The organism is Corynebacterium sp. 335C (genome assembly GCF_053525695.1).
In genome coordinates this window covers 449,540-471,781 of the sequence record NZ_JASTTB010000002.1, presented here as the reverse complement: position 1 = coordinate 471,781, position 22,242 = coordinate 449,540, and the positions used below count along the sequence as shown (strand labels likewise).

Here is a 22,242-nt window from a genome sequence, read left to right as displayed (position 1 = left end):
TCTCCAGGTCCTGGTTCGTCGTGATCGTCGTCGGGTGGTCGTGGTCGGCGCGGCGCGGGGCCGCTCAGTCGGGTCTGACGCGTTCGATGCAGCGCACGCGCACCGGGGCGGCGCGCGGGTTCTCCTCGATCTCCGCCGCGGAGGCCTTCTCCGCCCCGCGGGTCACCAGCCGGAAGCGCGGCTCGTGGCCGGGCAGCGCCATCGGCAGGCCCGCCGGGGTCGTGTCCTTCACCCGGTCGGCGAAGGCCCGCTTGACCAGGCGGTCCTCGTGGGACTGGTAGCTCATGAAGACGGCGCGGCCGCCGACGGCGAGGCGGTCGAGGATGACCGGCAGGGCGCGCTCGAGGGACTCGAGCTCGCGGTTGACCTCGACGCGCAGCGCCTGGAAGGTCCGCTTGGCCGGGTGGCCGCCGGTGCGGCGGGACGCGGCCGGGATGACGTCGTAGAGCAGCTCGACGAGGCGGCCGGAGGTCGTGAACGGCTCCCGCTCCCGCTCGCGCACGACGGAGGAGGCGATCTTCCCGGCGAAGCGCTCGTCGCCGTAGGTCGACAGGATGCGGGCGATGTCGCCGTGGTCGTAGGTGTTGAGGACGTCGGCCGCGGTCGGGCCGGACGTCGGGTCCATGCGCATGTCCAGCGGCGCGTCGACGCGGTAGGCGAAGCCGCGGTCCACCTGGTCGAGCTGCATGGAGGAGACGCCGAGGTCGAACAGGGCGGCGGCGATGCCGTGGCCGCGGGCGGCGGCGAGCGCCGGGTGATCCTCCCGGCCCTCCTCCACCGCGCCGTCGGGGGCGGTGCCGTCGAGAACGTCGCCCAGGCCGTCGAAGCGGACGCGGACGCCGATGAAGCGGTCGCCGAAGCGGGCCAGGCGGGCGCGGGCGCCGGCCAGGGCGGCGGCGTCGCGATCGAGGCCGATGAGGACCGCGTCGTCGAAGCGGTCGAGGAAGTGCTCGGCGTGGCCGCCGGCGCCGAGGGTGGCGTCGACGAGGACGGGGACCTCGCCGCGGCCGCCGGCGGCGTCGACGCCGCCGGCGGCCAGATCGGCCATGCGGTGGAGCATGACGGGGACGTGGCCGTGCTCGCCGGAGCGGCGATCGCCCTTCCGCTCCCCCGTCGCGGGGGCCGGCGCCCGGCCGTCACCGGAGTTGCCCGTGTGGCGGGTGGTGCCGTTGTGATCGCGGTGGACCGTCATGCCCCCTCCTCCCGGCGTCGCGTCGTGGTTTCCGTCGTGCTGTTCGCGTGATGGTCGCGCCAGACGCGGCCGCTGAGCGGCAGCCGGCCTGCGGGGGCGTGCACAGGGCCCCGCCCGCCCGGCACCTGGTGTCGGGGAAGTACACCAGGGTCCGAGCGGACGGAGTCCTTGCGGACGCTCCCTCGTACCGGGCGGGGCTAGAGGACCCCGAACAGCGATTCATCCTCGCCGTCGGAGAAGTCCTGCTCGTGCTCCGCCTGGTAGGCCTCCCAGGACTCCCTGTCCCAGATCTCCAGGAACTCGATCGAGCCGATGACCACGCATTCCTTCGTGAGATCCGCGTAGTCGCGGTGGGCCTTCGAGAGCGTGATGCGCCCCGATCCATCGGGCCGCTGCTCGTCGGTGCTCGCCGCGAGGTTGCGGACGAAGGCGCGGGCGCGGGGGTTGGTCCGCGACGCCTTCGTCGCCCGCTGCGCCAACCGGACGAACTCGTCGCGCGGGTACACGGCCAGCGAGTGGTCCTGCCCCTTCGTGATCATCAGCCCTCCGGCGAGTTCGTCGCGGAACTTCGCCGGAAGGGTCAGACGACCCTTGTCATCGAGCTTCGGGGTGTAGGTGCCGAGGAACATGCGCGTCTCCGGCTCCTTTCCCCGTCGTCCGGAAGGCCCCGTCGGGCCTCACGTGGATTGTTCGGTTATGGCTGTTTCGGTCCTGCGATGCCGGTCGACCTCTCCGACATCACGGCCCACAGTACCCCACTTTGCCCCACCCACAACATCCCAACACGGGAAATTCGCCCACATTGATGGATCGCAAGGCGCCCCACCTGCGGATATACAGGTGGGGAATTCTTCCGCGACACGCGAAAAGCAGGCCGGAACCGGCGTTCCGGCAACCATTCGCCCGCCGACTCAAGGTGATGCACACCACAGCAGACGCGCCGCCACAGCCGCGCGGCGGGCGCCACAACTTTCACATGCGCCCCTATTTCATCACAAGCCACACACGTTGCGCCACCGAGGGCAGGATCGAAGACAAGCGACCGGCCGCCACGACACCCGCGGAGCCGGGTGGGGCGAAGTGGGGCGCGCGGGGTGGGGCGAAGTGGGGCGGCCGGGGCGGGACGTTGCGGGGTGCGCGGCGGAGGCGCGACGCGGCGGAGCACCCGGGGCGGGACGCGACGGGGAGTGCGGCGGAGGCGCGCACGGAGGCCCGGCGGCGCGGCGGGGACGCGGACGACGACGCGGGCGACCCCGGACACGGCGACGCGCCCGGCCCCGATGCGGGGCCGGGCGCGTCACGTCCGGGTGCGGCGCGGGCGGCGGTGCGCCGCGCGCCGGCGGGCTACATCTGGCCGAAGCGGTTGCGGAAGCGCTCCTCCATGCCTCCACCGCCGTTGCCCCCGCGGCCGGAACGGCCGGTGCGGCCCGCGCGGGCGGAGCCCGGGCGGCGGACGGCGCGGCCCGGGCGGCGGGCGGCGCCGTCGCCGGAGCCGGTCATCGCCCACACGCCGGCGCCGAACATCACGAGGAAGCCGACGACGGACAGTGCGATGAACCAGAGGCTCTGCAGGGACAGGACCATGCCGCCGATGAGCAGCACGAGGCCGAGGACCAGCAGCGCCGTGGTGCGGATGCTGAAGCCGCGGGGCGAGCCGCCGCCGTCGCCGAAGGCGCGGGCGGACATCGCGGAGCCGAACTTCGGGTCCTCCGCATAGAGGGCCGACTCGATCTCGTCGAGCATCCTCTGTTCCTGTTCGGACAGGGCCATGGGTTCCTCCGCTGGTCGGTCGCGTGCGTGCGGGTGCTACGGGGTTCAACGGGCGACGGGCCCGCATTGTTCCGCCCCGTCCGCGCGGGGCGTGGGCGCGCGGCTCATCACGTGCCAGTGTACGCGCCCGGACGCATGCCCCGCCCCGTACATGCCGGAAGCGGCCGGACGTTCCGGGAGCCCCGCGGACCGGCGGCGTCAGGCGGCGGCGCCGAGGACCCCGAAGTCGGATTCGACGCGGTCCCGGAAGCCCGTCACCAGGTCCCGCAGGTGTGCGACCTCGGCCGCCGGCGGCGCGTCGTCGAGGCCGAGGCGCACCCGCTCGCGCCGGCGGGAGAACGCCGAAATGGCGTCCGCGTCGCCCGCGTACGCGGGGGCATGGCGCCGGACGCGGTCCCAGGCGCTGCGGTCCGCGGTGCGGCGGCGGCCCGGATGCTGCTCCAGCACCGCGCCGGCGACGCGCAGCGCGGCCTGGTACGTCAGCTCCATCGCCTCCTCCGGCGGCGCGGCGAGCGCGCGGCGCAGCAGCTCGTCCGCCCGCTCGAGGTACCCCAGCGCCCCGACGGCGACGTCCGCCGGCGCCACCAGCGACGCGGCCCTGCGTTCGAAGTCGATGATCATGGCGCGCTCCTCTCCGTCGTCTCCGCCCATGTCCTGACCGGGAGGGTAGGGGGCGGCCCGACATGACCCCGATAATATTCGAACACACGTTCGTTCGAAAGCCCCCGCCCCCTCCCCCGGCCCCGGCCGCGGCGGGGTCCCGTCGCAACGCACCCGCCCCTCCCCCCGACCCCCTCGCGCGCACCGGAGCCGCCGAACCCCCGCGCGGCCCGCCCCCGGCGTGGTTGACTGGCCGCGTGCAGTACACCGTGATGCCCATGACCCCGGCGACGTTCCGCGCCCGGTGCACGGAGACCGTCGACCTCTACATCGACGCCATGGGCTACGACCCCGCGCTGGCGCCCGGACGGGTGCGCGCCTGGCTGCTGCAGATGACGCAGCCGGGCTGGGCGGCGGCGTGCATCCTCGCCCACGACGGGTCCGCCCCGCCGGAGGAGGCGCTGGAGGACCCGCGCAACCCGCTGGCCGGCGTCGCGTTCTGCCACACCGGCGGGCCGACGCAGTGGTGGTCGCGGCAGGTCCGCGGCGGGATGGCCGCGCGCCGCCGCCCGCTGCGGGAGATCCACGCGACGCTGTCGGACTACGTCGAGCTCGCCGAGATCCACGTCGCCCCCGGCCACCAGGGCGCGGGCCTCGGCGAGGAGCTGCTGCGCACGCTGCTGGACGGCCGCCGCGAGCGACTCGTGCTGCTGTCGACGCCCGAGGTGCCGGAGGAGGCCAACCGCGCGTGGCGGCTCTACCGCCGGCTGGGCTTCGGCGACGTGCTGCGGGATTTCCTGTTCCCCGGCGACGCCCGGCCGTTCGCCATCCTCGGCGCGCCGCTGCCGCTGGCGCCGCGCAGGTCCCGTCGCAACGCGGGCGACGCGTAGGGCCCCTCGCGGCGCGGGGCTTTGCGACGGGTCCCGCCGGCTAGAACCCGCCGCGCAGCATCGAGCTGCCGCCGCCCCACGCCGGGGCCATGCCCAGGTTGTGCAGGACCTCCTGCGTGGCGCGGGCGAAGTTCATGGTCATGAAGTGCAGGCCCGGCACGCCCTCGGCGATGAGCCGCTCCGCCATCTCCGTCGTGACCTCGATGCCGACCTTGCGGATCTCGTCGCGGTTGCCCTCCTCGTCGCCGGCGGCCGCGGCGAGCAGCCGATCCTCCAGCGCCGTCGGCAGCTTCGCGCCGGACAGCTCCACCTGGCGGCGCACCGACCGCAGCGACGTGATGGGCATCAGGCCCGGGATGACGGGCTTCGCGCCGTGCTCCGGGTCCGCGGCGGCGAGGCGGTCGCGCAGCCGCAGGTAGTGGTCGACGTCGAAGAACATCTGCGTGATGGAGTACTCGGCGCCCGAGCGGAGCTTCTCCAGCGTCCGCGCCGTGTCGTTGTCCAGCCCGCCGGCGCGAAAGTGGCCCTCCGGGAACGACGCGATGCCGATCTCGAAGCCCGCGAACTCCTCCTCCGACCGGATGAGGGAGATGAGCTCGTTGGCGTAGGTCAGGCCGCCGTCGGCGGTGACCCAGTCCCCCAGCGGGTCGCCCGGCGGGTCGCCGCGCAGCACCAGCAGGTTGGTCAGGCCGCGGTCGAGGTAGCGGCGCAGGATGGCGCGCAGCTCGTCGACGGTGTGGTCCACGAGCGTCAGGTGCACCAGCGTCGTCAGCGGCTCGCGGGCGACGCGCTCCGCGATGCGGATCGTGCGCTCGCGGCTGGAGCCGCCGGCGCCGTAGGTCACCGACGCGAACGACGCCCCCAGATCGTGGAACGCCTCCGCCGCGGCGAGCAGGCGCGCCTCCGCCGCGTCGTCGCGGGGCGGCATGAACTCCACCGAGAACGGCACGATGCCGGGGCTGGGCAGCTCCAGCGCCTGGCGGACGGTCACCTGTCGGCGGGGAAAATCGGGTCGGGCCGTGACGTCGGACATGGACGGTTATTCTAGGGGGACCAATCCGGCCGGGGCCGGAGACCGGCGCGATTGCCCGGAACATCGAGCCCCGGGGCCCGCCCGCCCCGCCGCCCCGGCCGCCCCGCCGAACGAGGCCCCCGGAAGGTGACCCCATGACCGACCAGCGCATCTCCCCCGATCTGCCCGCCGCGGAGGTCCCCTCCGCCGTCGAGGGGGTGCTGGCCGACTGGTTCGACGAGCGGGAGGACGACGTCGCCGGCATCGGCGGGCACTTCACCGCCTCCGTGGCGGCGCTGCGGGACTTCACGATGCAGGGCGGCAAGCGCGTCCGCCCCGCGTTCGCGTGGGCCGGCTGGCTGGCCTGCGGCGGCGCCGAGGGCCGGCACGCCGACCCCGAGGACCCCGCCGCGGTGCTGCGCGCGGTGTCCGCGCTGGAGTTCATCCAGGCGTGCGCGCTGGTGCACGACGACATCGTCGACGCCTCCGACACCCGCCGCGGCAACCCGACGGTGCACCGCCGCTTCGAGGCGCTGCACCGGGAGCGCGGGTGGCGCGGCGACGCGGCGCGCTTCGGCGAGTCGGTCGCCATCCTGCTCGGCGACGTCGCCCTGACGTGGGCGGACGACATGCTGACGTTCTCCGGGATCACCGACCCGGCGCTCGACCGGGCGCGGCTGCCGTGGTGGCGGATGCGCCTGGAGGTCCTCGGCGGCCAGCTGCTGGACATCACCGCGGAGGCCGCCGGCGACGGGCGCGTGGAGACCGCGGAGCGGATCAACACGTACAAGACGGCGGCGTACACCATCGAGCGGCCGCTGCACATCGGCGCGGCCATCGCCGGCGCCCCGGAGGAGACCGTCGCGGGGCTGCGGCGCTTCGGCCGCGACATCGGCATCGCCTTCCAGCTGCGCGACGACCAGCTGGGCATGTTCGGCGACCCGTCGGTGACGGGCAAGCCCATCGGCGACGACCTGCGGGAGGGCAAGCGCACCGTGCTGGCCGGCACCGCCATCGCCCGCCTGCGGGAGACCGCGCCGGACGACGCGATGCGCCTCGACCACGCGCTGGGCCGGGTAACCGACCCGGCGGAGATCCGGGAGCTGTCCGACCTCATCCGCTCCACCGGGGCGGTCGAGGAGATGGAGGAGGAGATCGCCGTGCGCACCGAGCGCGGGCTCGCGGCGCTCGACGACCTGGACATCGACGCCGCCCACCGCGACCGGCTGCGCGACATGGGCCGGCGCGCGACGCAGAGGCTGCAGTGACCGCGGCGGGCGGCCGCGCGTCCGTGCGGCGGGGGCCGCGACGCCTGGCGCGCCGCATGGCTCGCCGCATGGCGCCGGCCGCCGGCCACGTCGCCGTCGTCGGCGCGGGCCTGTCGGGCCTGACCGCCGCGCTGCACCTGCTGGGCCGCGGCGTCCGCGTCACGGTGCTGGAGGCGGACGACCACGTCGGCGGGCGCTGCGCGACGGAGGACGTCGCCGTGCCCGGCGCGGGCGTGTCCGTCCGGTGCGACACCGGCGCGACGGTGCTGACGCTGCCGTGGCTGGCGGACGAGGCGCTGGCGGCGGTGGGGCTGACCGCCGCGGACGCCGACCCGGACTGGCGGGTGGAGCGGGTCGAGCCGTGCTACCACGCGACGTTCGCCGACGGCCGGTCCCTCGACGTCTCCTCCGACCCGGCCGCGATGGACGCGGAGGCCGCGCGGTTCGTCCGCGCGGGCGCCGGCGGCACCGGGGACGGCGCGGGCGCAGCCGGGAACGAACGCGCGGACCGCGTCATCGCGGGCCTGCGCGAGCTCCGCGGCTGGCTCGAGGCCGTGCACGACGAGGCGCTGCCGCACTTCATGGACGCCGACTTCGACCGGGTCGCCGACGTCGCCCGGGGACCCGAGAAGGCGGCGGCGCTGGCGCGGCTGGCGCGGCTGGGGGCCTTCGGGTCGCTGGGCCGCTCGGTCGGCCGGCGGCTGCCGGACGCGGACCTGGCGCGGCTGTTCAGCTTCCAGGCGCTGTACGCGGGGATGCACCCGCGGGACGCGCGGGCGGTGTACGGCTGCATCGCGCACATGGACACGGGCCTGGGCGTGCACTACCCCGTCGCCGCGCGCGGCGGCTCCGGCGCCGGGGCGCTGCCGGAGCTGCTGACCGCGGGCGTCCGCGCCGCCGGCGGCGAGGTGATCACGGGGTTCCGGGTCGCGCGCCTCGACTGCGACGGCGACCGGGTGCGGGCGGTGGTGCGTGACGACGGCACCCGCCTGGCGTGCGACGGCGTCGTCGCGACCGTCGACCGGCACGTCCTGGAGGGCTGGGTCCCCGGGCGTTCCGGGGCCCGCGGCGCCGCCGACGCCGCCGCCCGCGCGGCGCGGCGCTGGTCGCCGTCGGCGGTCGTCGCCCACGGCGCGGTGCCGGCCGAGGTCGCGGCGGCGTGGCCGCGGCGCCACCACGTCATCTCCTTCGGCGCGGAGTGGGACCGGACGTTCGACGAGATCTGCGCGCCCCGCGGCGGACGCATCATGTCCGACCCGTCGCTGCTGGTCACCCGGCCGGCCGTGTCGGCGCCCGACCGCGTCGTGCGCGACGCCGCGGGCGTGGCGTGGGAGCCCGTGAGCGTGCTGGCACCGGCGCCGAACCTGGAGTCGGCGGCGATCGGCTGGGACGCCGTCGCAACGCACTACGTGGAGGAGCTGGCGGGCGTCCTGGACGGCCGCGGCTTCCCGGGCCTGGCGGCGGCGTGGCGCGTCGGCCGCGTCGACCACCCCGGCACGTGGGCGGCGCGCGGCATGGGCGCCGGCAGCCCGTTCGGGCTGGCGCACCTGTTCCGGCAGACCGGTCCGTTCCGCCCGCGGAACCTCTCCCCGGCGCTGCCGGACGGCGTCGTGACGGCCGGGTCGACGACCGTGCCGGGCGTCGGCGTGCCGACGACGATGATGTCGGGGGCCCTGGCGGCCTCCCGGTTTCCGGACCGGGGCGCCTCCCGGGGACAATGCGGGGAGGACGGCACGCGACGGAAGGGAAGCGAACGGTGAGCATCATGCGCGTCGGATCGGCGGGCCTCGGCATGATCGGGGCGGCGCTCATCGCCGTCGGCTCCTACGGGGCGGGCGCGACCCGCTACCGCGGCGGCGTCGTCGAGGCCCTCGGCCTCGGCTGGATCACCTACGGGCACGGCTTCGCCCTGTTCGAGACGCTCATCTGGATCGGCGTCATCATCCTGCTGACCGGCTGGGTCGTCGCGGGCCGCGAGCAGATCTGGCGGCGCGCGGGCGACGGCGCTGACGGCGGCGGCGCTGACGGCGGCGGCGCTGACGGCGGCGCGCCCGGCGCGGTCGCCGGGGCACCGCACCGGGAGGCCGTCGCCAGGCTCGGGGAGCTCAACCGCACGCTGCGCTGGTGGCTGGTGCCGCTGGCGCTGTCGGGGCCGCTGTTCTCCCGCGACGTGTACTCGTACCTGATGCAGGGCACGATGATGCGCGACGGCTTCGACCCGTACACCGAGGGCGCCGCGGCCAACCCCAACCCGATGCTGCTGGAGGTCTCCGCCGACTGGCGCAACACGACGACGCCGTACGGCCCGCTGCACCTCGGGCTCAGCGAGGCCATCACCCGGCTGGTCGGCGACAACGTGACGCTGGGCGTCGTGTGCTTCCGCGTCGTGTCGCTGGCCGGGTTCCTCGCCATCGCGTGGTCGGTGCCGCGCATCGCCGAGCGGCTCGGCGGCGACCCCGTGCTGGCGCAGTGGCTGGGCGTGCTCAACCCGCTGGTGCTGCTGCACCTGGTGGCGGGCATGCACAACGAGGCCGTCATGGTCGGCCTGGTGTCGCTGGCGCTCGTCGCCGCCCTGGAGCTGCGCCCCCTGCCGGGCGCGTTCGCCGCGGCGGCGCTGCTGGGCGTGTCGGTGTCGATGAAGGCCACGGCGGTCATCGCGCTGCCGTTCGTCGTGTGGATCGCGCTGACCCGCCGCCGCCCAATGGGCGGGGCCGCCGACCTGCTGCGCCGCTCCCCCGCCATCATCGGCCTCGGCGTCGCCCTGACCGCGGTGCTCGTGGCCGTGCTCGCCGCGGTGACGTGGGTGACCGGCTCCACGTGGGGCTGGGTCACCGAGATCAGCGGCAACACGAAGGTCATCAACCCCCTGGCTGCCCCGTCGATGGTGGCGGGCGTCATCTCCGGGGTGATGGCGTGGATCGACGACGACGTGACGTTCAACGCCGTCGTGGAGGTCACCCGCTCCGTGTCGTCGGTGCTCATGATCGTCGGCCTGGTCGTGTGCTGGTTCGCGTTCCGCCGCACCCCGCGCCGGGCGCTGGCCGGCATGTGCGCCGCCTACGGCGTCGCCGTCGTGTTCAACGCCGTGACGCTGCCGTGGTACTACGCCAGCCTGCTCACCCCGCTGGGCGCCATCCGCCCGCCACGGTGGGTCGTGCAGGTCACCGTCGTCGCGACGCTCATCCTGTGCATGTCCTTCGCCGGCGGCGGCAACACGCGGTTCTACGACCCGAGCTGGATGATCGTCGTCACCGTCGCCGCGGTGCTGGCGACGCGCTGGCTCGCCGGCGGCCGCTGGCAGGACACCATGGCGTGGCGCGGCCGGCACGGCGACGGGCGCGACGCCGCCGTCGACCACTCCGCCCCGGGCCCCGCGCCCGCCGAGGAATGGTCCGCGGAGTACCGCGCGCAGTCGCCGGAGGCGGAGGCGCGTGACGACGGGAACCTCGCCGCAGCGGAGGCCCCCGGTGCGCGCTGAGGCCGCCCCGGCCGGGGACGACGTGCTCGCCCGCGCCCGCGCCGTCGCCCGCGAGATCACCGAGCGGCACGGCCGCACCTACGCCCTGGCCATCCGCCTGCTGCCGGAGGAGCGCGCCGACGGCGTCCGCAGCCTCTACGCGTGGGCGCGGCTCATCGACGACTACGTCGACCTCGACGACGGCGTCGCCCGCCCCCTGCGCGACCCCGCCGACGTCGAGGCCCGCGTCCGGCACCTCGACCGGGTGCTGCGCGCCGCCGTCGCCTGGCCCGGCGACCTCGCCGACGCGCGCGTGCCCGCCCCGCCCGCCGGCGTCGACCCCGTCGCCGACCGGGAGCGGCTCATCATCCTCGCCGCAGCCGGCGCCATCCGCCGCTGGGGCATGGACGCGGCGCTGCTCGACGAGTTCCTCGACGCCATGCTCGACGACCTGCCCGGCACCACCGTCCACCGCACCCGATACCGCACGTGGGCGGAGCTGGACCGCTACATGCGCGGCTCCGCCGGCGTCATCGGCCTGCTGACCCTGCCGGTCCTCGGCCGCGGCGAACCCGGCTCCCCCGCCTACCGCGAGGCCGAGCCGCGGGCCGCCGAACTCGGCCGCGCCTTCCAGATCACGAACTTCCTCCGCGACGTCGCCGAGGACCTCGACCGCGGCCGCATCTACCTCCCCCTCGACGAATGGGCCCGCTTCGGCGTCGGCCCCGCCGACCTGCGCGCCGCCCGCGACGCCGGCCGGGCCACCCCCGCCATCGTCGCCGCCATGCGGCACTTCATCGCCGTCAACCGCGCCTCCTACCGCGACGCCGAACCCGGCATCGCGCTGCTGCGCTCCCCCGCCCGCGAGGCCATCCGCACCAGCTACATCCTCTACGGCGAGATCCTCGACCGCATCGAGGCGCAGGGCCACGACCCCTTCGCCGGCCGCGCCGTCGTCCCCCGGCACCGGCGGCTGGCCGTCGCCGCGCCCCGCCTCCTGGCGGCCGCCGCATCGTCGGCGGCGGGCCGGGGCGGGGACCGTCGCAAAGCCCCGCGATAACCCGCGGTGACCCGCGGTGACCCGCGGGCGCGGGCCCGCGGGGCGCCGGCCCCCTACAGCGCCATCGCCTGGGCGCGGCGGCGCACCTCGCGCGCCAGATGCCCGTGGAGGGCGTCGATGGGGCGGCCCGGCAGCGACTCGTCCTCGGTGAACAGCCACTGCAGCATCTCCTCCGGCGAGTAGCCGCCGTCGTGCAGCAGCGCCAGCACGCCCGGGACGAAGCGGGCGACGGCGCCCTCGCCGAGATCGAGCATCCGCTCCGGCACCTGCGCCACCTCGTCGCGGCGCACCGCGATGAGCTTGCCCTCCTGCAGCAGGGCGTGGACGCGGGTCACCGGCTCGCCGATGCGATCGGCGACGTCCGGCAGGGGCAGGACGGGCTCGGAGGGATCGAGGACGTCGGAGCAGGCCGGGATCTTTCTCATGGCCGCCGATGCTACCGCGCGGGGCGCGGGCGGGGCGCGGGCGGGGCGCGGGCGGGTTGGCGCACGTGTCGGGCGCTCCGCCATACTGGGGGCCGCCACCAGAAGGAGCGATGAGGGATGACTGAACTGCGCGAGGGCGACCTCCTCGACGGCCGCTACCGCATCGGGCCGCGCATCGCCCGCGGCGGGATGTCGGCCGTGCACCGCGCCGTCGACGAGCGCCTCGGGCGGCTCGTCGCCGCCAAGGTGATGGACCCGCGCTTCCACGACGACCGGGCGTTCCGCGTGCGCTTCGAGCGCGAGGCCCGCGCCGTCGCCGGCATGGCCGACGCCAGCCTGGTCAACGTCTTCGACCAGGGCGCCGACGACGCCGGGCACGTCTTCCTCATCATGGAGCTCGTCGACGGCGGCACGCTGCGCGAGCTGCTCCGCGAGCGCGGCCCCATGCCGCCGCACGCCGCGGCCGCCGTCCTGCGGCCCGTGCTGCGCGCGCTGTCGCTGGCGCATTCCCGCGGGCTCGTCCACCGAGACGTCAAGCCCGAGAACGTGCTCATCTCCGACGCCGGGCAGGTCAAGCTCGCCGACTTCGGGCTCGTGCGCGCCGCCGCCGACGCGTCGGTGACGTCGGCGTCGGTCATCGTCGGCACCGTCGCCTACCTGTCCCCCGAGCAGGTCCGCGGCCACGAGGCGGGGCCCGCCTCCGACGTGTACTCCGCCGGCGTGCTGCTGTACGAGATGTTCACCGGCCGCACCCCGTTCCGCGGCGACACGTCGCTCGCCGTCGCCCTGGCGCGGCTGGAGTCCGACGTCCCCGACCCGTCGGAGGCCATCGACGGCGTCCCGCCGGAGTTCGACGCCCTCGTCGCGCGGGCCTGCGCCCGCCGGCCGGAGGACCGCTACGCCGACGCCGCCGAGTTCGCCGCCGACCTCGAGGCCGCCGCCGACGCGCTCGGCCTGCCCGACTTCACGGTGCCCGCGCCCGCCGACTCCGCCGCCCACCGCGCCGCGGAGGAGGCGCGGACGCGTGACGACGGAACGGGCGCGGGCGGCGGCTTCGCGGGCGTGGCGGGGGCCGCGGGGCTCGCGGGCGCGGCCGGCGCGGCCGGGTTCGCGGTCGCCGCGGGCGCGGGCTCCGGTGAGTCCGGCGACGACGGCGCCGACCGAGACCCGTTCGCGCTGGGCGACGGGCTGGACGACGAACCGAACGCCGGCGGAGGCGACCGCGACACGCTCGCGGAGCGCCGCGACGGCCGGGCGTGGTCGAACGTGCCGGAGCCGGACGACGAGCAGGGCACCGCGGTGCTCGGCCGCGTCCCGGAGCCGGGCCTGTTCGGCCCGCACTCCGGGCCGGACGGCGGGTCGGAGACGCGGTTCGACGCGCCGGTGCCCGCCGCCGCCCGCGACGACGGATACGACGACCTGTTCGACGGGCCGGGCGCCGGCGACCGGCCGGACGACTATGACGGCTACGGCGATCCCGACGACCGCGGCGCCGCGCGGCCCGCGAAGGCCGGCGGCCGGGAGCGGACGCGGACGGGGTGCGCGATCTGGCTGATCGTGGCGCTCGTCGCGACGCTCGCGGTGGCGCTGGGCGCCTGGTGGCTGGGTTCCGGCCGCTACGGCGAGGTGCCGACGCTGACCGGGATGTCGCCGAACCAGGCGACGCACACGGTCCGGGAGGCGGGCTTCGAGCCGGCGTCGCGGGACGTGTACGACGACGAGGTGCCGGCGCAGCGCGTCGCGGGCACGGAGCCGGAGGGCGGCAGCCGCGTGGTGCGCGGCGAGGTCGTCACGGTGCTGGTATCGCTGGGCAGGCCGACCGTGCCGGACGTCCCCTCCGGCGCGGACCCCGCGCGGTACGCGCAGCTGCTGAAGGAGCGGACGCTGACGGAGAAGCGGGGCGAGGAGGTGTACTCCGACGACGTGCCCGAGGGGAAGGTCGCCGAGGTCGACCCCGCCGCCGGCACCAGCGTGCGCACCGGCTCCGCCGTGACGGTGCACCTGTCGAAGGGCCCGGCGCCGGTGGCGGTGCCGGACGTCGTCGGGCTGTCGCGCGCCGACGCGGAGAAGGCGCTGGAGCGGGCGGGCCTGTCCGTCGGGTCGGTCGAGGAGAAGTTCGACAAGTCGCGCGATCCGGACGAGGTCATCGCCGTCGACCCGAAGGAGGGCACGGACGTCGAGAAGGGGTCGGCCGTCGCGCTCACCGTCAACAACGGCATCGAGGTGCCGAACCTCGCGGGAAAGACCCGCGAGGAGGCCGAGCGGGCGCTGCGCGAGGCGGGCCTGGCCGTCAAGGAGGTCACGGTCGACGACTCGTCGTCGCGCCCGTCGGGCCAGGTCGAGCGGACGTCGCCGAAGGCCGGCGAGGTCGTCGACCCCGACTCCCCCGGCGTGACGGTCTACGTCTCCGAGACGGTCGAGGTGCCGATGCTCATCGGCCGCACCGTCGACGACGCCCGCCGCGAGGCGGAGGCGCGCGGGCTGCGCATCTCGACACCGGGCGGCGCGAACGGCGGCGACCTAGTCATCACGCAGTCGCCGCGGCCGGGCGCGAGCGCGAAGGAGGACGACGTCGTGGAGGTCCGCACGCTGTAGGCGCGCCGCGCGCATCGCGCGCGGGGTGCGGGTCCGCGGTTCACGCGGACCGCGCGTGACGACGCCCCGGGCGACGCGGCGGGCGTCGTCACGCAGGTCATGGGCGAACGGGTTTTCGACATTATCCGCCATTTCACCTGATGTTCACCATCACACCCTTCCCCCTTTCGAACGCATGAACTAATGTTCGGGGTATCACGGGGACGAGGGGGTGACGTCCATGGCGGATGACGGGGGAACCGGCGGCGACGCGATGCGCGGGGAGCCCGCGGCGTGCGGCGACGAGCTGCGCACGGCCGTCGAGGACTTCGCCCGCGCCGTCGACGTCATGGAGGGCGCCTGGGATCTGCTGGACCGGGAGTCGCGGCGCGGCCTGTACCGGCAGCTCGAGCGGGCGCGGGCGCGGATGGCGCTGGTCGACGCCGCCTACCTGGCTGCGGAGGGCGCCGGGGGCGTCGTCGGCGGCAAGCCGCGGCACATCGCGGACCTCGCCCGCCACGCGCACATCTCCCGCGCGGAGGCGCGGCGGCGGGTGCGGGCCGCGGTCCGGCTGCAGGACGAGGAGACGGTGCCGGCCCACCGCGACCGCGAGGCGCGCAACCTGCTGCCGGAGGTGCGGGCGAAGGTCGCCGACGGCGTCGTCGGCGCGGACGCCCTGGAGATCATCGACAGGGAGCTGGAGAAGCTGCCGGAGAAGGCGGAGGACGTCGTCCGCGTCGCCGACCCGCACATCGCAGCCATCCTCGACGTCGTGGAGGTCGACGACCTCAGGGCGCTCGGCCAGATGCTGCGGACGCTGCTGGGCCTCGACGACCCGTACACCGACGACGACCGGGCGCGAAGGCGGGACATGCACCTGTCGCAGCCCGACGCCGACAACATGCGGAACCTGCGCGGGCGCGTCACCCCGGAGTTCGCCGCCGTGCTGCTGCGGCTGTGGGCGGACCACGCCCGGCCGGGCGGCCTCCTGCCCGAGGGCTCCGACCCCGCCGCCGACGGGCGGTCGGCCGGGCAGCGGCGCTACGACGCGCTGGAGGCCGCCGTCGCCGCCGGGTACGCGCCGGCGCGGCAGGCGGGCGTCATCGCGGAGGCGGAGGCGGCGCAGGAGGCCGCGGAGGCCGCCGCGCGGGCCGCGGCCGCGGAGGAGACCGAGGAAGCGGACGCGAACGCGAGCGCAGGCACCGCCGGCCGCACCGTCCCACGCGACGACGCCCCTCCCCGGCCGCTGCCCTCCGCTCCCCTGCGCCCGGGTCGCGGGGCGGGCACCATCGTCGCGTACATGGGCGTCGACGAGCTCGCGGCGAGGGCCGGGGTGGCGGTGACGGACGTCGGCACGACCATCAGCGTGGAGCAGGCGCTGCGCCGGGCGTCGGCGTCGCAGGTGTTCCTGTCGGTGCTCGACCTGCGCGGCCAGACGATGTGGTTCGGCCGCGCCCGCCGCACCGCCTCCCTCGCCCAGTACCTCGCGCTCGGCGCGGAGGAGGGCATGTCGACCGCGCCCGGCACCGACGCCCCGCCCGCCTGGTGCGACGTCCACCACGTCGACGCGTGGGGCTCGGGCGGCGGCACCGACATCGGCAACCTCACGCTCGTCGACAGGCGCGTCCACGGGCTCGTCGACGACGCGCGGACGGATCCGCGCTTCTGGTGGAGCACCCGCTCCCCCGACCCCGCCGCCGACGGCGGGAAGGTGCGGTGGACGCCGCCGCGCGACGTCGACCCCGAGCGGCGGGTCCGGCCGAACGCGCATCCGCACGGGCGGATGGCGCCGGGCGCCGTCGTCAGGCGGCGTGCCGCGGGCCGGCCGAAGGCGCCCGCCCCCGGGGACGGCGAAGGCCGCGGGGACCCCGATCCTCCGGACGGTTCCGGGTGACGGCGGGCCCCGCGGCCCGTGGCGTCGTCACGCAACACGCGCGACGCTCCGCACGACGCCGCGCCCTAGTTGCGCAGCATCTCCGCGACGAGGAACGCCAGCTCCAGCGACTGCTGGGTGTTGAGGCGCGGGTCGCAGGCGGAGGCGTAGCGGCCCGGCAGGTCGACGTCCATGATGTCCTGGGCGCCGCCGAGGCACTCGGTGACGTCCTCGCCGGTGAGCTCGATGTGCATGCCGCCCGGGTGGGAGCCGATGGCGCGGTGGACCTCGAAGAAGCCCTGGACCTCGTCGACGATGCGGTCGAAGTGGCGGGTCTTGTAGCCGTTGGAGGCGGAGTAGGTGTTGCCGTGCATCGGGTCGCACTGCCAGATGACCTTGTGGTCGGTGGCCTCGACGGCCTCGACGATGGCGGGCAGGACGGAGCGGACCTTGTCGTTGCCCATGCGGGAGACGAGGGTCAGGCGGCCGGGCTGCTTGAGCGGGTCGAGCTTCTCGACGTAGGCGACGGCCTGCTCCGGCGTGGTGGTCGGGCCGATCTTCAGGCCGACGGGGTTGCCGATGAGGGCGGCGAGGGCGATGTGGAAGTCGTCCATGCCGCGGGTGCGCTCGCCGACCCACAGCTGGTGGGCGGAGAGGTTGTAGAGGTTGACGGTGCCCTCGTGGTCCTCGGCGAGGCGGAGCATGGCGCGCTCGTAGTCGACGACGAGCGCCTCGTGGGAGCAGTAGATCTGCGCCGTCTGGAGGTTGTTGTCGGAGACGCCGCAGGCGGCCATGAAGTCGAGGGCGTGGTCGATTTCGCGGGCGAGGTCCTCGTAGCGGGCGCCGGCCGGGGAGTTCTGGACGAACTCGCGGTTCCACTCGTGGAGGCGGTGGAGGTCGGCGGTGCCGGAGCCGGTGAGGGCGCGGACGAGGTTCATGGCGGCCGACGCGTTGGCGTAGGCGCGGATCATGCGGGCGGGGTCGTGGACGCGCTCGGCTTCGGTGGCGCCGACGCCGTTGACCATGTCGCCGCGGTAGGACAGGAGGCCGTCGCCGTCGATGTCCTTGGAGCGGGGCTTGGCGTACTGGCCGGCGATGCGGGCCATCTTCACGACGGGCGTGGAGGCGCCGTAGGTGAGGACGACCGCCATCTGGAGCAGCGTCTTGATGTTGGCCCGGATGTGGGGCTCGGTGTTGGACTCGAAGGTCTCGGCGCAGTCGCCGCCCTGGAGGAGGAAGGCGCGGCCGTTGGCGACGTCGGCGAGCTCCTGCTGGAGGCGGCGGATCTCGGGGGCGACGACGATGGGCGGCACGGATTCGAGGACCTTGCGGACCTCGGCGGCGGCCTCCGGGTCCCACGACGGCTGCTGGAGCGCGGGGCGGGCGAGGGCGTCGTCGAGGCGCTCGCGGATGTCCTGCGGCAGCGGCGGCAGGTCGGGGAGGTCGTCTACGGGAACGTCAATGGTCCAACTCACGCCGCACATCATACGGGGCGGGGTGGCGCGGGGCCGAAGCGGGCGGCGTCCGGGGTGCGCGGGTGCGCACGTGCGCAGGTGTCCGCGGGGGTTGCGCGTCGTTCGCGTGACGACGGCTCCCGCCCCGGCTACCTGCCCGCGGCCTGCTCGATGGCCCGGAAGCGCCGGAGGTTGTGGCGGGCGTCGACGAGGGCGTCGTGCTGCCCGCGGCCGGCGGCGGGGAGGCGGGGGCGGCCGTTGGCCTCCCAGTGCTGCTTGAGCTCGCGGGTGAAGCGGGGCATGCGCTGGGGCAGGCGGGTCATGTCGCCCCACAGCTGGACGAGGGCGATGTGGTCGTAGGCGCCGACCCAGGCCCAGAGTTCGGGGGTGCCGCCGCCGGGCGGCATGAGGAAGTCGGCGAGCCGATCGCGGATGTCGCGTCGGGTCATCCAGGCGTCGGAGCCGGGGCTGGGCAGCTGGTTGAGGACGTTGGCGCGGACCCAGGGGCCAGCCTTGCGCGCGTTGAATTCGGTGGAGACGGCGTAGAACTCGCGTCCGTCCTCCGCGACCACGCCGATGGACACGAGGTCGATCGTCCGACCGTCCTCGATGAACTCGGTGTCGTAGAAGTAGCGCACGGGGTCCAGGCTACCGGGCGGTCAGCGGCGTCCGGCGAGGAGGGCGCGGACGCGGTCGCGGACGCCGGGGGCGGGCGGGGTCTCGAGCCGGCCGCCGGGTTCGGTGCCCTCGGGGTAGCCGTTGCCCTCGGTGAGGGAGTTCTTGACGTCGGCGGCGTAGGCGTCGACGTAGTCCTGGCCGGAGAGGTCCTGGAGGGCGGCCATGACGTCGTCGGTGAGCGCGCGGGCGCAGGCGTATTCGTCGCCGCGGTCGCGGTAGTCGGCGGGGTCGATGGGGTCGCCGATGCGGACGCCGAGCTTGACGGGGCGGGGGATCCAGGTGCCGATGGGGTTGGCGGCGTCGGTGCGGATCATGGCGACGGGGTAGACCTTGACGCCGGTGTTGAGGGCGACGCGGGCGAGGCCGGTCTTGCCGCGGTAGAGGCGGCCGTCGGCGGAGCGGGTGCCCTCGGGGTACATGCCGAGGAGGTCGCCGCGGTCGAGGACCTTGACGGCGGCGAGGAGGGCGTCGCGGGCGGAGTCGCCGGAGGTGCGGTCGATGGGGACCTGGCCGACGGAGGAGAAGAAGAACTTCTGGATGCCGCCGACGAAGCCGGGGGTGGTGAAGTACTCCTGCTTGGCCAGGAAGGTCAGCTGACGCTTGCAGACCAGCGGGAAGTAGAAGGAGTCCATGACGGCGAGGTGGTTGGACGCCATGATGGCGGCGCCCTCCTCGGGGATCTTCTCGCCGCCGTCGTAGAAGGGGCGGTTCCACACCCGCAGGAAGGGGCCGATGAGGATGTACTTGAAGAACCAATACCATCGATTGCGCACGGCGCGACTATAGCGCAGGCGCGGGCCCCTCCCCTGGTGACGCGCCCCGGCGGCGCCTGCCGGGGTCACCCGCCGGGGGCGGCTACGATCCCGGTGTCCGGCCCGCGCGCCGTACCGGGCACCGCGCCCCGCCCCGCCCGTCCCCTGCTTCCTGGAGGTCCCCCATGCCCCGCCCGTTGACGTCCGCCGCCGCGGCCGCGGCGCTCCTCGCCGCCGGCGCGCTGTCCGGCTGCGCCTCCGATCATTCGGTCGGCATGCACGATGCGGCCGATGTGCTGGGGATGACGGTGGCGGAGGCGTCGGGCGAGGTGCACGAGGGGGTGCACGTCGAGCCGATCGATCTGGGCCACCGCTACCTGGATCCGGCGCCGGAGCAGCCGCGGCCGGCGGTGCCGCCGGAGGGGTGGCGGGTCATCGCGCAGTGCGAGCAGACGCTCGACGGGGCGCTGACGGTCGGCGTGCTGACGGAGGAGGAGTACCGCGCGATCACGCAGGGCGGCCTGACGTCGGGCATTTCGCTCAACGGCGATCGCATCTTCCTCAACTGCCCGGAGGATCGGGACGAGGACGAGCTCTGACGCCGTCCCCGGCGGCGGCTCGCGTCGTCAAGCGCTGCTGCTTGATCATCGCGTGACGACGGCACCCGCGCCGCGGCGTGGGCCGCGTCAGCGCGGCGCGTCCGGCCCGAGCGCCGCGAGATCGGCGGCGCCGATGACGCCGGCGTCGGCGCCGAGCTCGGCGGGGGCGATGCGGGCCAGCGGGCGGTGCCCGGAGCCGGTGATGTTCTCGGCGAAGACCTCGCGGGCGCGGCCGAGGTACTGATCGGCGGCGCGGGCGACGCCGCCGCCGATGACGATGAGCTCGGGGTCGAAGACGTCGGCGACGAGCGCGAGGCCGCGGCCGAGCCACGTGGCGAAGTCGTCGACGGCGGCGGCGCCGAGCGGGTCGCCCGCGGCGGCGGCCTCCATGACCTCGGTCCCGCCGACCTGGGGGCCGGAGACGCCTGCGCGGACGAGGCGCCGCGCCAGCGGGGAGCGGGAGGCGTACTCGGGGGCGAGTTCGGCGGCGGTGGTGACGAGGGCGGTGCCGGAGCAGTAGCGCTCGAGGCAGCCGCGCTTGCCGCACGGGCAGGGCCGCCCGCCGGGAACGACGGTGAGGTGGCCGAATTCGGGGGCGGTGCCGTGGGCGCCGCGGAAGAGGCGGCCGCCGTGCATCATGGCGCCGCCGATGCCGGTGCCGATGGCGAACAGCACCCAGGTGCCGGCGTCGCGGGCGGCGCCGTGTCGGTATTCGCCCCAGGCGGCGGAGTTGGCGTCGTGCTCGAGGACGACGGGCATGCCGAGGCGCCGTTCGAGGCGCGTGGCGACGTCGGCGTCGCGCCACGGCAGGTGCGGCGCGAAGCGGACGATGCGGCATCCGGGGTCGAGGAAGCCGGCGACGGCGAGGCCGACGGACGCGGCGTCCGGGTGGTGGGCGCGCAGCTCGTCGACGATGGCGTGGATGGCGTCCTCCATCCCCTCCTCGGTGGCGGGGGTGGGGCGCTTCGCGGTGCGGAGGATCCGGCCGCCGGGGGCGACGACGGCGCCGCGCAGGTTGGTGCCGCCGATGTCGAACCCGATGGTCGGGGCGTCGTGGGGGCTGGCGGCGGGCACGGGGTGCTCCTTCTGTCGGTCGGCCTGTCGGTCGGCGCGGGCGGCGGCGAGCGCCGGGGGCTGCGCGGGACCGCTCACTGGCCCCCGGGCAGAAGGCCGGCGACGGAGCGGAACCTCACCAGGATATCGCCGCCGGGCGCCGTCCCCGAATCGGCGGCGCGGTGGGCGACGGGTTCGGCGGTGCGCGTGACGACGTCCGTCCCGTCGTGCGCGCACGCCCCGAGGACCGCGGGGAGCGTCATGCGGCGCCACCACGGCCCGGCCCAGGCGACGAGGTCGCGGCCGCGGACGTCGGCGCCGCAGCCGGTCTCCTCCGCGAGCCGGCCGGGCAGCGGGATGCGCCACGTGAAGCGGAGGGTGCCGTCGTCGTCGGCGCCGTCGGCGCGCAGCCGCGGCGGCTCGGGGTCGGCGGGCCGGCCGCCGCGGACGACGGGCAGGCCGAGGAAGGCCGCCGCGTCGGCGACGGCCGCTCCCCCGGTGCCGGCGTCCGGCCCGGCGCCCGCGTCCGCGCCCGCACCGGCCCCTGCCCACGCATGCGGCGCGCCCGCGACGTGCACGACCGCGCCGCCGCCGAAGACGGACCGGTCGAAGTCGGTGCACCGGCCCCACAGCAGTTCGAGGGCGCGGGCGCGTCCGGCGCGTTCACCGAAGACGGCGGGCATCTGCCGGTGCCTGTCCACGCGCGGAGCGACGGCGTCGATCAGCCCGGCGAGTTCGCCGGGCGCGGCGAGGAGCCGCAGCCGGGCTAGTTCGGCCTCGGGACCGCCGCCGGAGCAGTCGACGACGACGGGGCCGCCCGTCGCGTCGGCGAGGGCGCGGGCGCGCCACCAGACGGCCATGCGCTCGAGGCCTGCGAGGCCGCCGAGCATGCGGACGGTGTCGTGGATGTCGTCGCCGGTGCCCATGACGTCGGCGAGGGCCTCGCCCACGATCGCCGGGTCGGCGCGGCCGGGCGATTCGAGCACGGCGGCATCATCCGGGACGCCGGACGCGCCGGCCCCCGCGGCTCCCGTGCCACCTGCGCCTCCGGTGAAGTCGAGGTGCAGCCAGGCCGCTCCCCCGTCCGGCAGGCCCTCCCGGCCCTCCCGGCTCGCCCCGCCCGGTCCGCCGGTCACGCGCCGGCGCCGGACTCGACGCGCGCCTTGAGCCCGGTGAGCGCGGTCTCGATGATGCGGTTCTCCGCCTTGCGGCGCAGCATGCCGAGCATCGGGACCTTGGTGGCGACCTGGAGTTCGTAGGTCACGCGGGTGGCGCCGTCGCCGGCGGGTTCGAGGCGGTAGGCGCCGTCCTGGGTCTTCTGCATCTCGGAGGAGACGAGGGTCCAGGACACGCCGTCGTCGGTCCAGTCGTATTCGACCTCGAAGACGTCGGTGAGGACGGTGGAGAGGGTGAAGCGGGCGCGCCGGGGGCGCAGCGGGGCGTCGCCGGGTGCGGTGACCTCGCCGGCGGAGGTGCCGGCGGCCCATTCGGGGTAGGCGGCGGCGTCCCCGATGACGTCGAGGATGCGCCGGGGCTCCGCCTCGATGACGATGTCGCGCTTCGTTCGGTCGGCCATGCGACCAAC

20 protein-coding genes are annotated in these 22,242 nt (G+C 75.6%); 8 read left to right on the top strand and 12 right to left on the bottom strand.

Translation table 11 applies throughout. The features are described 5' to 3' along the window. Window positions 1-64: 64 nt before the first annotated feature. The 4 genes from rsmH to QQS41_RS09025 form a co-directional block, all read right to left on the bottom strand. Window positions 65-1,060, bottom strand: coding sequence for a 16S rRNA (cytosine(1402)-N(4))-methyltransferase RsmH (gene rsmH / locus QQS41_RS09040; protein WP_448852558.1), 996 nt, complete (start codon window positions 1,058-1,060; stop codon window positions 65-67). A gap of 329 nt (window positions 1,061-1,389) precedes the next feature. Next, complete coding sequence (mraZ, locus tag QQS41_RS09035) at window positions 1,390-1,821, bottom strand: division/cell wall cluster transcriptional repressor MraZ (RefSeq protein ID WP_448852370.1); 432 nt, start codon at window positions 1,819-1,821, stop codon at window positions 1,390-1,392. Window positions 1,822-2,536: 715 nt separating this feature from the next. Beyond that, window positions 2,537-2,962, bottom strand: coding sequence for a DUF3040 domain-containing protein (locus QQS41_RS09030; protein ID WP_448852369.1), 426 nt, complete (start codon window positions 2,960-2,962; stop codon window positions 2,537-2,539). 198 nt (window positions 2,963-3,160) lie between these two features. Then, window positions 3,161-3,613, bottom strand: coding sequence for an SAV_6107 family HEPN domain-containing protein (locus tag QQS41_RS09025; protein ID WP_448852368.1), 453 nt, complete (start codon window positions 3,611-3,613; stop codon window positions 3,161-3,163). A gap of 206 nt (window positions 3,614-3,819) precedes the next feature. Here QQS41_RS09025 and QQS41_RS09020 point away from each other — a divergent pair, with 206 nt between their 5' ends. Next, window positions 3,820-4,452, top strand: a complete 633-nt coding sequence (locus QQS41_RS09020) for a GNAT family N-acetyltransferase (RefSeq protein WP_448852367.1) — start codon at window positions 3,820-3,822, stop codon at window positions 4,450-4,452. Between the two features lie 40 nt (window positions 4,453-4,492). On the opposite strand, the gene QQS41_RS09015 is transcribed toward QQS41_RS09020, so the two are convergent. Further along, entirely contained in the window at window positions 4,493-5,485 is a 993-nt protein-coding gene (locus QQS41_RS09015) for a methylenetetrahydrofolate reductase (protein ID WP_448852366.1), read from the bottom strand. A gap of 134 nt (window positions 5,486-5,619) precedes the next feature. Here QQS41_RS09015 and QQS41_RS09010 point away from each other — a divergent pair, with 134 nt between their 5' ends. The 4 genes from QQS41_RS09010 to QQS41_RS08995 all read left to right on the top strand — a co-directional run bounded on the left by QQS41_RS09010 (window position 5,620) and on the right by QQS41_RS08995 (window position 11,249). Further along, the gene (locus tag QQS41_RS09010) at window positions 5,620-6,732 is read left to right on the top strand and encodes a polyprenyl synthetase family protein (RefSeq protein ID WP_448852365.1); all 1,113 of its coding nucleotides are present in this window, start codon (window positions 5,620-5,622) and stop codon (window positions 6,730-6,732) included. Window positions 6,733-6,800: 68 nt separating this feature from the next. Further along, on the top strand, window positions 6,801-8,492 hold the full coding sequence (gene crtI / locus QQS41_RS09005) for a phytoene desaturase family protein (protein ID WP_448852364.1): 1,692 nt from the start codon (window positions 6,801-6,803) through the stop codon (window positions 8,490-8,492). Window positions 8,493-8,497: 5 nt separating this feature from the next. Continuing rightward, window positions 8,498-10,210 (top strand): alpha-(1->6)-mannopyranosyltransferase A, encoded by a 1,713-nt coding sequence (locus tag QQS41_RS09000; RefSeq protein ID WP_448852557.1) that lies wholly within the window; start codon window positions 8,498-8,500, stop codon window positions 10,208-10,210. Continuing rightward, window positions 10,164-11,249: a phytoene/squalene synthase family protein gene (locus QQS41_RS08995; protein ID WP_448852363.1), complete on the top strand. Its 1,086-nt coding sequence runs from the start codon at window positions 10,164-10,166 to the stop codon at window positions 11,247-11,249. The genes QQS41_RS09000 and QQS41_RS08995 overlap by 47 nt, the downstream gene beginning before the upstream one ends. Before the next feature lie 53 nt (window positions 11,250-11,302). On the opposite strand, the gene QQS41_RS08990 is transcribed toward QQS41_RS08995, so the two are convergent. Beyond that, the gene (locus tag QQS41_RS08990) at window positions 11,303-11,674 is read right to left on the bottom strand and encodes an Rv2175c family DNA-binding protein (RefSeq protein ID WP_448852362.1); all 372 of its coding nucleotides are present in this window, start codon (window positions 11,672-11,674) and stop codon (window positions 11,303-11,305) included. Between the two features lie 117 nt (window positions 11,675-11,791). Between QQS41_RS08990 and QQS41_RS08985 the strand changes: the two genes are divergently transcribed. Beyond that, window positions 11,792-14,269 carry a PASTA domain-containing protein gene (locus QQS41_RS08985; RefSeq protein ID WP_448852361.1) on the top strand — a complete coding sequence of 826 codons (2,478 nt, stop codon included), beginning with the start codon at window positions 11,792-11,794 and terminating at the stop codon, window positions 14,267-14,269. Between the two features lie 220 nt (window positions 14,270-14,489). Next, window positions 14,490-16,142, top strand: coding sequence for an HNH endonuclease signature motif containing protein (locus QQS41_RS08980; protein WP_448852360.1), 1,653 nt, complete (start codon window positions 14,490-14,492; stop codon window positions 16,140-16,142). 65 nt (window positions 16,143-16,207) lie between these two features. Here QQS41_RS08980 and QQS41_RS08975 read toward each other — a convergent pair whose 3' ends face one another. The 3 genes from QQS41_RS08975 to QQS41_RS08965 all read right to left on the bottom strand — a co-directional run bounded on the left by QQS41_RS08975 (window position 16,208) and on the right by QQS41_RS08965 (window position 19,026). Beyond that, a complete protein-coding gene (locus QQS41_RS08975) occupies window positions 16,208-17,596 on the bottom strand; it encodes a class II 3-deoxy-7-phosphoheptulonate synthase (protein ID WP_448852359.1) in 1,389 nt (462 codons plus the stop codon). A gap of 128 nt (window positions 17,597-17,724) precedes the next feature. After that, complete coding sequence (locus QQS41_RS08970; RefSeq protein WP_448852358.1) at window positions 17,725-18,213, bottom strand: polyadenylate-specific 3'-exoribonuclease AS; 489 nt, start codon at window positions 18,211-18,213, stop codon at window positions 17,725-17,727. Between the two features lie 21 nt (window positions 18,214-18,234). After that, on the bottom strand, window positions 18,235-19,026 hold the full coding sequence (locus QQS41_RS08965; RefSeq protein WP_448852357.1) for a lysophospholipid acyltransferase family protein: 792 nt from the start codon (window positions 19,024-19,026) through the stop codon (window positions 18,235-18,237). 164 nt (window positions 19,027-19,190) lie between these two features. Between QQS41_RS08965 and QQS41_RS08960 the strand changes: the two genes are divergently transcribed. Next, window positions 19,191-19,604: a hypothetical protein gene (locus QQS41_RS08960; protein WP_448852356.1), complete on the top strand. Its 414-nt coding sequence runs from the start codon at window positions 19,191-19,193 to the stop codon at window positions 19,602-19,604. An 87-nt stretch (window positions 19,605-19,691) separates the two neighbouring features. Here QQS41_RS08960 and QQS41_RS08955 read toward each other — a convergent pair whose 3' ends face one another. The 3 genes from QQS41_RS08955 to QQS41_RS08945 form a co-directional block, all read right to left on the bottom strand. Further along, a complete protein-coding gene (locus tag QQS41_RS08955; protein ID WP_448852355.1) occupies window positions 19,692-20,678 on the bottom strand; it encodes an ROK family protein in 987 nt (328 codons plus the stop codon). 74 nt (window positions 20,679-20,752) lie between these two features. Beyond that, window positions 20,753-21,793, bottom strand: coding sequence for a hypothetical protein (locus QQS41_RS08950; RefSeq protein ID WP_448852354.1), 1,041 nt, complete (start codon window positions 21,791-21,793; stop codon window positions 20,753-20,755). Continuing rightward, on the bottom strand, window positions 21,790-22,233 hold the full coding sequence (locus QQS41_RS08945; protein WP_448852353.1) for an SRPBCC family protein: 444 nt from the start codon (window positions 22,231-22,233) through the stop codon (window positions 21,790-21,792). Before QQS41_RS08945 ends, QQS41_RS08950 begins: the two co-directional genes overlap by 4 nt. Window positions 22,234-22,242: the final 9 nt, after the last annotated feature.

Bases quoted from the DNA above. Each gene is read 5' to 3' on its own strand.
- rsmH (WP_448852558.1), bottom strand. From the start codon at position 1,060: ATGCTCCACCGCATGGCCGATCTGGCCGCCGGCGGCGTCGACGCCGCC.
- mraZ (WP_448852370.1), bottom strand. From the start codon at position 1,821: ATGTTCCTCGGCACCTACACCCCGAAGCTCGATGACAAGGGTCGTCTG.
- QQS41_RS09030 (WP_448852369.1), bottom strand. From the start codon at position 2,962: ATGGCCCTGTCCGAACAGGAACAGAGGATGCTCGACGAGATCGAGTCG.
- QQS41_RS09025 (WP_448852368.1), bottom strand. From the start codon at position 3,613: ATGGGCGGAGACGACGGAGAGGAGCGCGCCATGATCATCGACTTCGAA.
- QQS41_RS09015 (WP_448852366.1), bottom strand. From the start codon at position 5,485: ATGTCCGACGTCACGGCCCGACCCGATTTTCCCCGCCGACAGGTGACC.
- QQS41_RS09010 (WP_448852365.1), top strand. From the start codon at position 5,620: ATGACCGACCAGCGCATCTCCCCCGATCTGCCCGCCGCGGAGGTCCCC.
- crtI (WP_448852364.1), top strand. From the start codon at position 6,801: ATGGCGCCGGCCGCCGGCCACGTCGCCGTCGTCGGCGCGGGCCTGTCG.
- QQS41_RS09000 (WP_448852557.1), top strand. From the start codon at position 8,498: ATGCGCGTCGGATCGGCGGGCCTCGGCATGATCGGGGCGGCGCTCATC.
- QQS41_RS08990 (WP_448852362.1), bottom strand. From the start codon at position 11,674: ATGAGAAAGATCCCGGCCTGCTCCGACGTCCTCGATCCCTCCGAGCCC.
- QQS41_RS08985 (WP_448852361.1), top strand. From the start codon at position 11,792: ATGACTGAACTGCGCGAGGGCGACCTCCTCGACGGCCGCTACCGCATC.
- QQS41_RS08980 (WP_448852360.1), top strand. From the start codon at position 14,490: ATGGCGGATGACGGGGGAACCGGCGGCGACGCGATGCGCGGGGAGCCC.
- QQS41_RS08960 (WP_448852356.1), top strand. From the start codon at position 19,191: ATGCCCCGCCCGTTGACGTCCGCCGCCGCGGCCGCGGCGCTCCTCGCC.
- QQS41_RS08945 (WP_448852353.1), bottom strand. From the start codon at position 22,233: ATGGCCGACCGAACGAAGCGCGACATCGTCATCGAGGCGGAGCCCCGG.